Below are 12,142 nucleotides of genomic sequence, written 5' to 3'. Positions count from 1 at the left end.
CGCCTGCGTGGTTAATCGGTTTGCAGCATTGCCTCAAGCTGCTCGTGCGCCTCCAGCCACGCCATTTCACACTCTTCAAGACCGGCTTTTGCCTTCGCCTGTTGTTGCAGACACTCGGTAAGCTCTGCTTTACGGCTTTGGTCGTAAAGGCCGCTGTCTCCGAGTTTCTCTTCCGCCTGGGCTAACTGAGCATTGAGCTTTTCCATCTCTTTTTCGAGACGGATTATCTCTTTGCGCAGTGGTTGCGTCTGGGTTCGCAGTTCGGCTTCACGACGTTTCTGGTCTTTACGTGCCTGCGCGCTGTTGGCGTTCTCTTTCGGTGCATCGGCAGGCTGGCTTTCCTGTTTCTGAATGTCGCTCAGCCACTGCTGATAATCTTCCAGATCGCCATCGAACGGTTCGACTTTCCCGTCGTGCACCAGATATAAATCGTCCGTGGTGGAGCGCAGCAGGTGACGGTCATGCGACACCACCACCAGTGCGCCTTCAAATTCGATTAACGCTTCTGTCAGCGCCTGACGCATGTCGAGATCAAGGTGGTTAGTGGGTTCATCAAGCAACAACAGATTCGGGCGCTGCCAGACGATCAGCGCCAGCACCAGGCGTGCTTTTTCGCCCCCGGAGAAGCGGCGGGTCTCTTCGCTGACTTTGTCGCCCTGAAAACCAAAACCGCCGAGATAATCACGCAGCTTTTGTTCCAGCTCCTGCGGGGCCATACGCGCCAGATGTTGTAACGGCGACTCGTCGGCACGCAAAAACTCCAGCTGATGCTGGGCGAAATAGCCAAGTTTAATGCCTTTCGCCAGGCCGATATCGCCGCTAAACGGCGTCAGTTCACCTGCCAGCAATTTGATCAGCGTCGATTTACCCGCACCATTGCGGCCCAATAATCCGATACGCGACCCTGGGACCAGGTTGAGCTTGATAGAGTCGAGGATGACGCGGTCGCCATAGCCGGCACTGATTTTTTCCATTTTCAGCAGCGGGTTGGGCAGGCTTTCTGGCGCACGGAAACTAAAGTGGAACGGGTTATCTACATGGGCCGGAGCAATAAGCTCCATCCGTTCCAGCATTTTGATGCGGCTTTGCGCCTGCTTGGCTTTGCTGGCTTTGGCTTTGAAACGATCGATAAAACTTTGCAGATGCGCCACGCGCTCCTGCTGGCTTTCGTACATAGCCTGCTGCTGTGCCAGGCGGGTTGCCCGCTGACGCTCAAAGGAGCTGTAGTTGCCGGTGTACTCGAACATTGTTTGCTGTTCGATATGAATAATTTTATCGACAACCGGATCGAGGAAATCACGATCATGGGAGATCAGAATCAGAGTGCCCTGATAGCTTTTCAGCCACTTTTCCAGCCAGATCACTGCGTCGAGATCGAGGTGGTTGGTCGGCTCATCGAGCAGCAATAGATCGGAGCGGCAGATCAGCGCCTGGGCGAGGTTAAGGCGCATCCGCCAGCCGCCTGAGAAATCACTGACCGGACGTTCGAGCTGTTCGTTAGAAAAGCCCAGGCCGTGTAGCAAACTGGAGGCGCGTGAACGGATGGTCCAGGCGTCGATAGCATCGAGCTTGCCGTGGACGGTCGCGATGGCGTGGCCGTCGTTGCGTTCGTTGGCCGCATTCAGCTCAGCTTCGAGCCGGCGGTATTCACGATCGCCATCAATCACATAGTCGAGTGCAGGCATCGGCAGGGCGGGGGTTTCCTGATTCACCCACGCCAGTTGCCAGTTATTGGGAAAGGTAAAACTACCGCCATCAGCGCTGAGCTCGTTTTTCAAAAGCGCCAGCAACGTAGATTTGCCGCAGCCGTTTTTGCCCACCAGGCCGACTTTCTGAGCCGGGTTGATGGTAGCTGTGGCGTTATCCAGCAGGACACGCACGCCGCGACGAATTTGTAACGAGGAGAAAACAATCATAAGGCGCCGTATGTTCAGACTATGTTAATTTGTCATTATGATAATGTAAGTAGTGGGCGGTTTCGCCTCACCAGGCCCGCAATGGTAGCCCAAAACAAAGAATTTAGACAAAATCATTCTGGCCGCTGAATGCGGTAATAAAAATGACAGGTTTTACACCCGGGAGGGGGATGATGTCCCAGACAGCGAAAGTACTGCTGCTGTATGCCCATCCGGAATCACAGGACTCGGTGGCAAATCGAGTTTTGCTCAAGCCGGCAAAGCAACTGCACAATGTCACCGTGCATGACCTCTATGCACACTATCCAGATTTTTTTATTGATATTCCCCGGGAACAGGCACTGCTGCGCGAGCATGATGTCGTTGTTTTCCAACATCCTCTTTATACCTACAGCTGCCCGGCGCTGCTAAAGGAGTGGTTTGACCGCGTGCTTACGCGTGAATTCGCCAGCGGTCCGGCGGGGAGTCAGCTCGCGGGAAAGTACTGGCGTAGTGTTATCACCACCGGTGAGCCGGAGGCGGCCTATCGCCATGACGGACTCAACCGTTATCCTGTGAGCGATATTCTGCGCCCTTTTGAGTTAACGGCGGCCATGTGTCGCATGCACTGGATGGATCCCATTATTGTTTATTGGGCGCGTAGACAGCCGCCAGAAGCGCTGGCAAATCATGCGAAAGCCTACGGTGACTGGCTGGCCTCGCCGATCATGACGGGAGGCCGATAATGGAAGGTTCGGATTTATTGCTGGCTGGCGTCCTGTTTCTCTTCGCGGCGGTGGTGGCGGTCCCGCTTGCTGCCAGGTTAGGAATTGGCGCGGTACTCGGTTACCTGCTGGCGGGGATTGCCATCGGCCCCTGGGGGTTGGGTTTCATCAGCGATGTCGATGAGATCCTGCACTTTTCGGAACTCGGCGTCGTCTTCCTGATGTTCATTATTGGGCTGGAGCTGAATCCGTCGAAACTCTGGGCGCTGCGTCGTTCCATCTTCGGCGTCGGTGCCGCACAGGTGCTGATTAGCGCGGCTATCCTTGCCGGATTACTGATGCTGACGCAATTCTCCTGGCAGGCGGCGGTCATTGGCGGGATTGGTCTGGCGATGTCATCCACCGCTATGGCCCTACAGCTGATGCGTGAAAAAGGGATGAATCGCAGCGAGTCGGGGCAACTGGGCTTCTCCGTCCTGTTGTTTCAGGACCTGGCGGTGATCCCGGCGCTGGCGCTGGTACCGCTGCTGGCGGGTAACGGCGACGACCATCCTGACTGGGTAAAAATAGGTATTAAGGTGCTGGTATTTGCGGGTGTGCTAGTTGGCGGACGCTACCTGTTGCGCCCGGTGTTCCGCTTTATTGCCGCATCCGGCGTCCGCGAAGTCTTTACCGCCGCAACATTGTTACTGGTCCTCGGATCGGCGCTGTTTATGGATGCTCTGGGGCTGTCGATGGCGCTGGGTACCTTTCTTGCGGGCGTGTTGCTGGCGGAAAGTGAATACCGTCATGAGCTGGAAATTGCCATCGATCCGTTTAAAGGACTGCTGTTAGGGTTGTTTTTTATTTCCGTCGGCATGGCGCTCAACCTGGGAGTGCTCTATACCCATCTGCCCTGGGTACTGGCAAGCGTTGCCGTGCTGGTGGCAGTGAAAACGGCGGTACTTTATTCGCTGGCGCGGATAAATGGCATGCGCAGTTCCGAACGAATGCAATTTGCCGGGGTATTGAGCCAGGGGGGAGAATTCGCTTTTGTGCTTTTTTCATCGGCATCCTCACAACGTTTGTTTCACAATGATCAAATGGCGCTGCTGCTGGTGACGGTTACTTTATCGATGATGACCACGCCAGCACTAATGAAGCTCATCGATAAACTGCTGTCCCGTCGGTTTAATCAGCCAGAAGATGAAGATGAAATGCCCTGGGTGGAAGATGACAAACCGCAGGTGATTGTTGTGGGATTCGGGCGTTTCGGTCAGGTGATTGGCCGTCTGCTGATGGCAAACAAAATGCGTATAACGGTACTGGAGCGGGATATCAGCGCCGTTAACCTGATGCGTAAATATGGCTATAAGGTGTATTACGGTGATGCCACGCAGCTAGAATTGTTGCGTTCTGCGGGGGCGGAAGAGGCCCAGTCCATCGTCATCACCTGTAACGATCCGGAAGATACGATGAAGCTGGTGGAGTTGTGTCAGCAACATTTCCCGCAGCTTAAGATCATGGCGCGTGCGCGGGGCCGTGTGGAAGCACATGAACTCTTGCAGGTGGGCGTGACACAATTTTCCCGTGAGACGTTTTCCAGTGCGCTTGAATTAGGCCGTAAGACACTTATCTCGGTGGGAATGCACCCGCATCAGGCCCATCGTGCGCAGTTGCACTTTAAGCGTCTTGATATGCGAATGCTGCGTGAGCTGATGCCGGTGCATACCGATATGATGCAAATTTCCCGTGTGCGGGAAGCGAGACGAGAGCTGGAAGAGATTTTTCAGCGTGAAATGCAGCAAGAACGTCGCCAACTGGATGGCTGGGACGAGTTTGAATAAGGGGGAACCCATGGCAGTACGTAAACGTTTTATTGCCGGGGCCGTATGCCCGTCCTGCCAGGCGCAGGATTCGATGGCAATGTGGCGCGAGAATAATGTCGATATTGTTGAATGTGTTAAGTGCGGTCATCAGATGCGTGAAGCGGATAAAGAAGCCCGTGAACATGTCCGCAAAGATGAGCAAGTTATCGGGATCTTTCATCCGGACTAGCGATATACCCAGAGTTTTTTTAAGCTAAAGGGTACACAGGGGCGGATTTCCGTTACAATCTGCGCCAGCAATTTTCCCACGCTCAGGAGATATCATGAAAGTAGCAAAAGACCTGGTGGTCAGCCTGGCCTATCAGGTACGTACAGAAGACGGTGTATTGGTTGATGAGTCTCCGGTGAGTGCGCCGCTTGACTACCTGCATGGTCATGGTTCCCTGATCTCTGGCCTGGAAACAGCGCTGGAAGGTCACGATGTCGGCGACAAATTTGATGTTGCTGTAGGCGCAAACGACGCTTACGGTCAATACGACGAAAACCTGGTACAGCGCGTTCCTAAAGACGTCTTTATGGGCGTTGACGAGCTGCAGGTTGGTATGCGTTTCCTGGCTGAAACAGACCAGGGCCCGGTACCGGTAGAAATTACCGAAGTGGAAGACGACCATGTAGTGGTTGACGGTAACCACATGCTGGCTGGTCAGAACCTGAAATTCAACGTTGAAGTTGTTGCTATTCGCGAAGCAACCGAAGAAGAACTGGCTCATGGTCACGTTCACGGTGCGCACGGTCATGATCACGATCACGACCATGGCCACGACGGTTGCTGCGGCGGCCACGGCCACGATCATGAGCATGGCAAAGGTGGTTGCGGCGGTCACGGTGGCTGCGGCTGCCACTAATAACCGTCGTTACGGCACAAAAAGCGGGCTTTGCCCGCTTTTTTTATGTCTCAGTAGTGGGGCGGCGGCGTCTCTTCGGACTGTGAAGCGATGTGTGAAGGCTGGCTGGCTTTGAGTTTTTCTGCCATTAAGCGCATATGTTCGCGCAGCTTTGTCATTTCCAGTTCATGGGCAATGACTGTCTGGTTGAGTTCTTCAATGGTCATTTCCTGGAAGGCCAGTTTGCTTTCCAGTTCTGCCATCCGCGCTTCCATTGTTAAATCGTTCATGGTCTACCTCATTCAATGTCCTGCACGGTTATTACCAGGATGAAGGATTTTACTGAACTTTCACCCCGTCTGCAGCATCCACCTGGCGGCGCGAAACTAATTTAAACAAAAATAGTCTGAAAACAGGCGATTTCAGGGGAAGACCTTATGTTGATTTCGCCCACAACGTTTTATAGTACGTTTCTCATTTACGTTTAACCCTGGGGTGAGATGCCCCGGCCCTGGAGATATGGATGAAATCACTGTTTAAAGTCACGCTGCTGGCGACCACGATGGCCGTTGCACTGAATGCACCGCTCACCTTCGCTGCTGAAACCGCAACGAAAGATGCAGCTGCAGCAGCTGACAGCAAAGCGGCATTTAAAAATGACGACCAGAAATCCGCCTATGCGCTGGGTGCGTCACTGGGCCGCTACATGGAAAACTCCCTGAAAGAGCAAGAAAAACTGGGCATCAAACTGGATAAAGATCAACTGATCGCAGGTGTTCAGGATGCATTTGCTGATAAGAGCAAACTGACCGACCAGGAGATCGAACAGACTCTGCAGGCGTTTGAAACCCGCGTGAAGACTGCCGCGCAGGAAAAAATGGAAAAAGACGCTCAGGAAAACGAAACCAAGGGCAAAGCTTTCCGTGACGCGTTTGCTAAAGAGAAAGGCGTTAAAACCTCTTCTACTGGCCTGCTCTATCAGGTAGAGAAAGAAGGTACAGGTGATGCGCCGAAAGACAGCGATACCGTGGTGGTTAACTACAAAGGCACCCTGATTGACGGTAAAGAGTTTGATAACTCTTATACCCGTGGCGAGCCGCTCTCTTTCCGTCTTGATGGTGTTATCCCGGGCTGGACCGAAGGCCTGAAAAACATCAAGAAAGGCGGTAAAATCAAACTCGTGATCCCACCAGAACTGGCTTACGGTAAAAATGGCGTTCCGGGGATTCCGGCGAACTCTACGCTGGTCTTCAACGTAGAATTGCTGGATATCAAACCAGCACCGAAAGCAGACGCATCTGCTGCGCCTGATGCAGCTGCAGCAGCGGGCGATAAAGCCGCTGACGCAACCAAAAAATAATGATGTAAACGCCGCCGCCTTTTGAGCGGCGGTTTTTTTAGTGCAGCACAGAGATACAAACCATTCATAATGCTTCGGCGCGGAAGAGACCGGCATTTCCCTGACATACCCAAATCTGTGACCAGACAGCGCTGATGCCGTCAACAAAGAAGCAGCCTGTTGCATAAAGTGTATATAATTCTGGAAAGCGTTACCCACGCTGTATTAATTTAATCCTCTGTGTAAATGTCGAGCCTGCCCTGAAAACATAACGACAGGCTCCTGAAAAGGAGTGCTTTTTTTCATGTCCAGGTCGCTCTTAACCAACGAAACCAGTGAACTCGATTTACTGGATCAACGTCCTTTCGATCAAACTGACTTCGATATTCTTAAGTCATACGAAGCAGTTGTGGACGGGTTAGCGATGCTCATTGGTTCTCACTGCGAAATTGTTTTGCACTCCCTGCAGGATCTGAAATGTTCCGCCATTCGTATCGCTAACGGCGAGCACACCGGGCGTAAAATCGGTTCGCCGATTACTGACCTTGCATTGCGCATGCTGCATGATATGACCGGTGCGGACAGTAGCGTCTCTAAATGCTACTTCACGCGCGCGAAAAGCGGCGTTTTAATGAAATCGGTGACTATTGCTATTCGTAATCGCGATCATCGGGTCATTGGTCTGTTGTGTATCAACATGAACCTTGACGTGCCGTTCTCGCAAATCATGAACACCTTCATCCCACCAGAAACGCCGGATGCAGGTTCTTCAGTCAATTTTGCTTCTTCGGTAGAGGACCTGGTGACCCAGACCCTCGAGTTCACGATTGAAGAAGTGAATGCCGATCGTAACGTTTCCAATAACGCCAAGAATCGACAAATCGTTTTGAACCTCTACGAAAAAGGTATTTTCGATATTAAAGATGCCATCAACCAGGTGGCGGATCGTTTGAATATCTCCAAGCACACCGTCTATCTGTATATCCGCCAGTTCAAAAGCGGTGATTTCTCCGGGCAGGACCGTTAATGCGTTTTGCCTTGATGGTCACCGGACCGGCCTATGGTTCCCAGCAGGCGAGCAGTGCATATCAGTTCGCCTGCGCGTTGCTGGCCAGTGGGCACGAGCTGGGATGCGTCTTTTTTTACCAGGAAGGGGTCAGCAACGCGAATCTGTTGACTTCTCCCGCCTCGGACGAGTTTGACCTCGTTCGCGCATGGCAACGCCTGCATAAGCAGCATCAGGTTGCATTGCATATCTGCGTTGCGGCGGCGCTGCGTCGGGGGGTCGTTGATGAAACAGAGGCCGATCAACAGGGCTTGCCATGCGCTAATCTCGAGTCAGGTTTCACTCTCTCGGGCCTGGGAACATTGGCCGAAGCGGCATTAACGTGCGATCGTGTGGTGCAATTTTAATGAAACGTATCGCTTTTATCTTTACCTCTGCGCCACATGGATCTGCTGCCGGACGTGAAGGCCTTGATGCCCTAATGGCCGCGTCCGCTTTTACCGATGATATCGGCGTGTTTTTTATTGGTGACGGCGTCTTACAGTTGCTGGCGAATCAGCAGCCGAACGCTATCCTGGCGCGAGATTACATCGCGACCTTTAAAGTTCTTCCTCTTTATGACATCGAAACCTTTTGGGTTTGTCAGGCATCGCTACGTGAGCGTGGCCTGAGTAATGCGACACAATTTGTATTGCCCGCGCAGTTGCTGGAGCCGGATGCGCTTCGCGACCAATTAGATGGGTACGATGTTGTTATGACGTTTTGAGGCATTTATGTTGCACACTTTGGCTCATTCTCCCTGGCAATGTGATATGGCAACGTTACTGCGAACTGTGCGCAGCGGAGACGATCTTTTATTGATTTCTGACGGCGTGATTGCTGCTTTGGAAGGCGGGCAATACCTTGCGTTACTGCTAAATGCCCCCATAACGGTGCATGCGCTGAATGAAGACATTGATGCGCGGGGTCTGTCTGGTCAAATTTCGAGCAGTGTCGCCAGGGTTAGCTATAATGATTTCGTTAGCCTGGCGGTAAAACACGAGACTCAGATGCGTTGGTGATACGGGATCGTTGTATATTTCTTGACACCTTTTCAGCACAGCCATAAAATTCTGCGTCCTCATATTATATGAGGTCGATTTATTACGTGTTTACGAAGCAAAAGCTAAAACCAGGAGCTATTTAATGGCAACAGTTAACCAGCTGGTACGCAAACCACGTGCACGCAAAGTTGCGAAAAGCAACGTGCCTGCGCTGGAAGCATGCCCGCAAAAACGTGGCGTATGTACTCGTGTATATACTACCACTCCTAAAAAACCGAACTCCGCACTGCGTAAAGTATGTCGTGTTCGTCTGACTAACGGTTTTGAAGTGACTTCCTACATCGGTGGTGAAGGTCACAACCTGCAGGAACACTCCGTGATCCTGATCCGTGGCGGTCGTGTAAAAGACCTCCCGGGTGTTCGTTACCACACCGTTCGTGGTGCGCTTGACTGCTCCGGCGTTAAAGACCGTAAGCAAGCACGCTCCAAGTATGGCGTGAAACGTCCTAAGGCTTAATGGTTCTCCGTTAAGTAAGGCCAAACGTTTTAAATTAATGTCAAACTAAACTCTTTGAGTTTTGGACAATCCTGAATTAACAACGGAGTATTTCCATGCCACGTCGTCGCGTCATTGGTCAGCGTAAAATTCTGCCGGATCCGAAGTTCGGATCAGAACTGCTGGCTAAATTTGTAAATATCCTGATGGTAGATGGTAAAAAATCTACTGCCGAATCTATCGTATACAGCGCGCTTGAGACCCTGGCTCAGCGTTCTGGTAAAAACGAACTGGAAGCATTCGAAGTAGCTCTCGAAAACGTGCGCCCGACTGTAGAAGTTAAGTCTCGCCGCGTTGGTGGTTCTACTTATCAGGTTCCAGTTGAAGTCCGTCCGGTTCGTCGCAATGCTCTGGCAATGCGTTGGATCGTTGAAGCTGCTCGTAAACGCGGTGATAAATCCATGGCTCTGCGCCTGGCGAACGAACTTTCTGATGCTGCAGACAACAAAGGTACTGCAGTTAAGAAACGTGAAGACGTTCACCGTATGGCAGAAGCCAACAAGGCGTTCGCACACTACCGTTGGTAATCCCTTCGGTTTAGTCACCAGGCGGGCGCTTCGGTGCCCGCTCTGGCTCACTTAATCTGAACGTCTAAAGCAATAAACGAGGAATCAAATGGCTCGTACAACACCCATCGCACGCTACCGTAACATCGGTATCAGTGCGCACATCGACGCCGGTAAAACCACGACTACCGAACGTATTCTGTTCTACACCGGTGTAAACCACAAAATCGGTGAAGTTCACGACGGCGCCGCTACCATGGACTGGATGGAGCAGGAGCAGGAACGTGGTATCACCATCACTTCCGCTGCAACTACTGCATTCTGGTCTGGTATGGCCAAACAGTATGAACCGCATCGCGTAAACATCATCGATACCCCAGGGCACGTTGACTTCACTATCGAAGTAGAACGTTCCATGCGTGTTCTTGATGGCGCGGTAATGGTTTACTGCGCAGTTGGTGGTGTTCAGCCGCAGTCTGAAACCGTATGGCGTCAGGCAAACAAATATAAAGTTCCGCGTATCGCGTTCGTTAACAAAATGGACCGTATGGGCGCGAACTTCCTGAAAGTTGTTGGTCAGATCAAAACCCGTCTGGGCGCGAACCCTGTTCCGCTGCAACTGGCGATTGGTGCTGAAGAAGGTTTCACCGGTGTTGTTGACCTGGTGAAAATGAAAGCCATCAACTGGAACGATGCAGACCAGGGCGTTACCTTCGTTTACGAAGATATCCCGGCTGACATGCAGGACCTGGCTGACGAATGGCACCAGAACCTGATCGAATCCGCAGCTGAAGCATCTGAAGAGCTGATGGAAAAATACCTGGGCGGCGAAGAGCTGACCGAGGAAGAGATCAAGAAAGCGCTGCGTCAGCGTGTTCTGAACAACGAAATCATCCTGGTAACCTGTGGTTCTGCATTTAAGAACAAAGGTGTTCAGGCGATGCTGGATGCGGTAATTGATTACCTGCCTGCACCGACTGACGTACCGGCAATCAACGGTATTCTGGACGACGGTAAAGATACACCGGCTGAACGTCACGCAAGTGATGAAGAGCCGTTCTCTGCGCTGGCATTCAAAATCGCTACCGACCCGTTCGTAGGTAACCTGACGTTCTTCCGCGTGTACTCTGGCGTGGTTAACTCTGGTGATACCGTACTGAACTCCGTTAAAGCGGCTCGTGAACGTTTTGGTCGTATCGTACAGATGCATGCGAACAAACGTGAAGAGATCAAAGAAGTTCGCGCGGGCGATATCGCTGCAGCTATCGGTCTGAAAGACGTGACCACTGGTGACACCCTGTGTGACCCGGATCACCCGATCATTCTGGAACGTATGGAATTCCCGGAACCGGTAATCTCCATCGCGGTTGAACCGAAAACCAAAGCTGACCAGGAAAAAATGGGTCTGGCTCTGGGCCGTCTGGCTAAAGAAGACCCGTCTTTCCGCGTATGGACTGACGAAGAATCTAACCAGACCATCATCGCTGGTATGGGTGAACTGCACCTCGATATCATCGTTGACCGTATGAAGCGTGAATTCAACGTTGAAGCGAACGTAGGTAAACCTCAGGTTGCTTATCGTGAAGCGATTCGTCAGAAAGTTACCGATGTTGAAGGTAAACACGCGAAACAGTCTGGTGGTCGTGGTCAGTATGGTCATGTTGTTATCGACATGTACCCGCTGGAGCCGGGCTCAAATCCGAAAGGTTACGAGTTCATCAACGACATTAAAGGTGGTGTGATTCCTGGCGAATACATCCCGGCCGTTGATAAAGGCATCCAGGAGCAGCTGAAATCTGGTCCGCTGGCAGGTTACCCGGTAGTTGATATGGGCGTGCGTCTGCACTTCGGTTCTTACCACGACGTTGACTCCTCTGAACTGGCGTTTAAACTGGCTGCGTCTATTGCCTTTAAAGAAGGCTTTAAGAAAGCAAAACCAGTTCTGCTTGAGCCGATCATGAAGGTTGAAGTAGAGACTCCGGAAGAGAACACTGGTGACGTAATTGGTGACTTGAGCCGTCGTCGCGGTATGCTGCGCGGTCAGGAATCCGAAGTGACTGGCGTTAAGATCCACGCTGAAGTACCGCTGTCTGAAATGTTCGGATATGCAACTCAGCTGCGTTCTCTGACCAAAGGTCGCGCATCGTACACTATGGAATTCCTGAAGTATGATGATGCCCCGAACAACGTTGCTCAGGCCGTAATCGAAGCCCGTGGTAAATAAGCCGCAGGGTTAAAACCAAAGTCCCGTGCTCTCTCCATAAGGGGGGAGCACTATAGTAAGGAATATAGCCGTGTCTAAAGAAAAATTTGAACGTACAAAACCGCACGTTAACGTCGGCACCATCGGCCACGTTGACCACGGTAAAACTACTCTGAC

General features: G+C 52.0%; 15 protein-coding genes. 13 read left to right on the top strand and 2 right to left on the bottom strand.

Translation table 11 applies throughout. The features are described 5' to 3' along the window. Positions 1-11: 11 nt before the first annotated feature. Positions 12-1,916: an ABC transporter ATP-binding protein gene (locus tag AAIG39_RS02755; protein WP_343193148.1), complete on the bottom strand. Its 1,905-nt coding sequence runs from the start codon at positions 1,914-1,916 to the stop codon at positions 12-14. A gap of 170 nt (positions 1,917-2,086) precedes the next feature. Between AAIG39_RS02755 and kefG the strand changes: the two genes are divergently transcribed. The 4 genes from kefG to slyD all read left to right on the top strand — a co-directional run bounded on the left by kefG (position 2,087) and on the right by slyD (position 5,333). Continuing rightward, the gene (gene kefG, locus AAIG39_RS02750; RefSeq protein WP_090084057.1) at positions 2,087-2,641 is read left to right on the top strand and encodes a glutathione-regulated potassium-efflux system ancillary protein KefG; all 555 of its coding nucleotides are present in this window, start codon (positions 2,087-2,089) and stop codon (positions 2,639-2,641) included. Next, on the top strand, positions 2,641-4,446 hold the full coding sequence (gene kefB / locus AAIG39_RS02745; protein WP_090084058.1) for a glutathione-regulated potassium-efflux system protein KefB: 1,806 nt from the start codon (positions 2,641-2,643) through the stop codon (positions 4,444-4,446). Before kefG ends, kefB begins: the two co-directional genes overlap by 1 nt. Positions 4,447-4,456: 10 nt before the next feature. After that, positions 4,457-4,657 carry a YheV family putative zinc ribbon protein gene (locus AAIG39_RS02740; protein ID WP_041851430.1) on the top strand — a complete coding sequence of 67 codons (201 nt, stop codon included), beginning with the start codon at positions 4,457-4,459 and terminating at the stop codon, positions 4,655-4,657. A 94-nt stretch (positions 4,658-4,751) separates the two neighbouring features. Then, positions 4,752-5,333 carry a peptidylprolyl isomerase gene (slyD, locus tag AAIG39_RS02735; protein WP_343193147.1) on the top strand — a complete coding sequence of 194 codons (582 nt, stop codon included), beginning with the start codon at positions 4,752-4,754 and terminating at the stop codon, positions 5,331-5,333. A 50-nt stretch (positions 5,334-5,383) separates the two neighbouring features. Here the strand turns inward: slyD and AAIG39_RS02730 are convergent, their stop codons facing one another. After that, entirely contained in the window at positions 5,384-5,602 is a 219-nt protein-coding gene (locus AAIG39_RS02730) for a protein SlyX (RefSeq protein WP_090084062.1), read from the bottom strand. Positions 5,603-5,835: 233 nt separating this feature from the next. Between AAIG39_RS02730 and fkpA the strand changes: the two genes are divergently transcribed. The 9 genes from fkpA to AAIG39_RS02685 all read left to right on the top strand — a co-directional run. Beyond that, entirely contained in the window at positions 5,836-6,672 is an 837-nt protein-coding gene (gene fkpA, locus AAIG39_RS02725; RefSeq protein WP_090084063.1) for an FKBP-type peptidyl-prolyl cis-trans isomerase, read from the top strand. 283 nt (positions 6,673-6,955) lie between these two features. Beyond that, positions 6,956-7,678, top strand: coding sequence for a helix-turn-helix transcriptional regulator (locus AAIG39_RS02720; protein WP_041851434.1), 723 nt, complete (start codon positions 6,956-6,958; stop codon positions 7,676-7,678). Further along, positions 7,678-8,064 carry a sulfurtransferase complex subunit TusD gene (gene tusD, locus AAIG39_RS02715; protein ID WP_343193146.1) on the top strand — a complete coding sequence of 129 codons (387 nt, stop codon included), beginning with the start codon at positions 7,678-7,680 and terminating at the stop codon, positions 8,062-8,064. Before AAIG39_RS02720 ends, tusD begins: the two co-directional genes overlap by 1 nt. Further along, positions 8,064-8,423 (top strand): sulfurtransferase complex subunit TusC, encoded by a 360-nt coding sequence (gene tusC, locus AAIG39_RS02710; protein WP_090084066.1) that lies wholly within the window; start codon positions 8,064-8,066, stop codon positions 8,421-8,423. Before tusD ends, tusC begins: the two co-directional genes overlap by 1 nt. 7 nt (positions 8,424-8,430) lie before the next feature. Beyond that, positions 8,431-8,718: a sulfurtransferase complex subunit TusB gene (tusB, locus tag AAIG39_RS02705; protein WP_343193145.1), complete on the top strand. Its 288-nt coding sequence runs from the start codon at positions 8,431-8,433 to the stop codon at positions 8,716-8,718. A 124-nt stretch (positions 8,719-8,842) separates the two neighbouring features. Further along, positions 8,843-9,217, top strand: a complete 375-nt coding sequence (gene rpsL, locus AAIG39_RS02700) for a 30S ribosomal protein S12 (RefSeq protein ID WP_000246815.1) — start codon at positions 8,843-8,845, stop codon at positions 9,215-9,217. A 95-nt stretch (positions 9,218-9,312) separates the two neighbouring features. Next, positions 9,313-9,783, top strand: coding sequence for a 30S ribosomal protein S7 (gene rpsG, locus AAIG39_RS02695; RefSeq protein WP_035894363.1), 471 nt, complete (start codon positions 9,313-9,315; stop codon positions 9,781-9,783). Positions 9,784-9,871: 88 nt separating this feature from the next. After that, entirely contained in the window at positions 9,872-11,986 is a 2,115-nt protein-coding gene (gene fusA / locus AAIG39_RS02690) for an elongation factor G (RefSeq protein ID WP_090084069.1), read from the top strand. A gap of 70 nt (positions 11,987-12,056) precedes the next feature. After that, a partial coding sequence (locus AAIG39_RS02685; protein WP_002436303.1) for a GTP-binding protein occupies positions 12,057-12,142 on the top strand: 86 nt, incomplete at its 3' end.

The organism is Phytobacter palmae, assembly GCF_039409775.1.
Classification (GTDB): Bacteria; Pseudomonadota; Gammaproteobacteria; order Enterobacterales; family Enterobacteriaceae; genus Phytobacter; species Phytobacter palmae.
The sequence above is the reverse complement of the archived record's forward strand: the minus strand, read 5'-3'. Positions and strand labels throughout refer to the sequence as shown.

What these genes read in the sequence shown, in the direction of transcription:
- AAIG39_RS02755 (WP_343193148.1), bottom strand. Translation starts at nt 1,916, where the DNA reads ATGATTGTTTTCTCCTCGTTACAAATTCGTCGCGGCGTGCGTGTCCTG.
- kefG (WP_090084057.1), top strand. Translation starts at nt 2,087, where the DNA reads ATGATGTCCCAGACAGCGAAAGTACTGCTGCTGTATGCCCATCCGGAA.
- kefB (WP_090084058.1), top strand. Translation starts at nt 2,641, where the DNA reads ATGGAAGGTTCGGATTTATTGCTGGCTGGCGTCCTGTTTCTCTTCGCG.
- AAIG39_RS02740 (WP_041851430.1), top strand. Translation starts at nt 4,457, where the DNA reads ATGGCAGTACGTAAACGTTTTATTGCCGGGGCCGTATGCCCGTCCTGC.
- slyD (WP_343193147.1), top strand. Translation starts at nt 4,752, where the DNA reads ATGAAAGTAGCAAAAGACCTGGTGGTCAGCCTGGCCTATCAGGTACGT.
- AAIG39_RS02730 (WP_090084062.1), bottom strand. Translation starts at nt 5,602, where the DNA reads ATGAACGATTTAACAATGGAAGCGCGGATGGCAGAACTGGAAAGCAAA.
- fkpA (WP_090084063.1), top strand. Translation starts at nt 5,836, where the DNA reads ATGAAATCACTGTTTAAAGTCACGCTGCTGGCGACCACGATGGCCGTT.
- AAIG39_RS02720 (WP_041851434.1), top strand. Translation starts at nt 6,956, where the DNA reads ATGTCCAGGTCGCTCTTAACCAACGAAACCAGTGAACTCGATTTACTG.
- tusD (WP_343193146.1), top strand. Translation starts at nt 7,678, where the DNA reads ATGCGTTTTGCCTTGATGGTCACCGGACCGGCCTATGGTTCCCAGCAG.
- tusC (WP_090084066.1), top strand. Translation starts at nt 8,064, where the DNA reads ATGAAACGTATCGCTTTTATCTTTACCTCTGCGCCACATGGATCTGCT.
- tusB (WP_343193145.1), top strand. Translation starts at nt 8,431, where the DNA reads ATGTTGCACACTTTGGCTCATTCTCCCTGGCAATGTGATATGGCAACG.
- rpsL (WP_000246815.1), top strand. Translation starts at nt 8,843, where the DNA reads ATGGCAACAGTTAACCAGCTGGTACGCAAACCACGTGCACGCAAAGTT.
- rpsG (WP_035894363.1), top strand. Translation starts at nt 9,313, where the DNA reads ATGCCACGTCGTCGCGTCATTGGTCAGCGTAAAATTCTGCCGGATCCG.
- fusA (WP_090084069.1), top strand. Translation starts at nt 9,872, where the DNA reads ATGGCTCGTACAACACCCATCGCACGCTACCGTAACATCGGTATCAGT.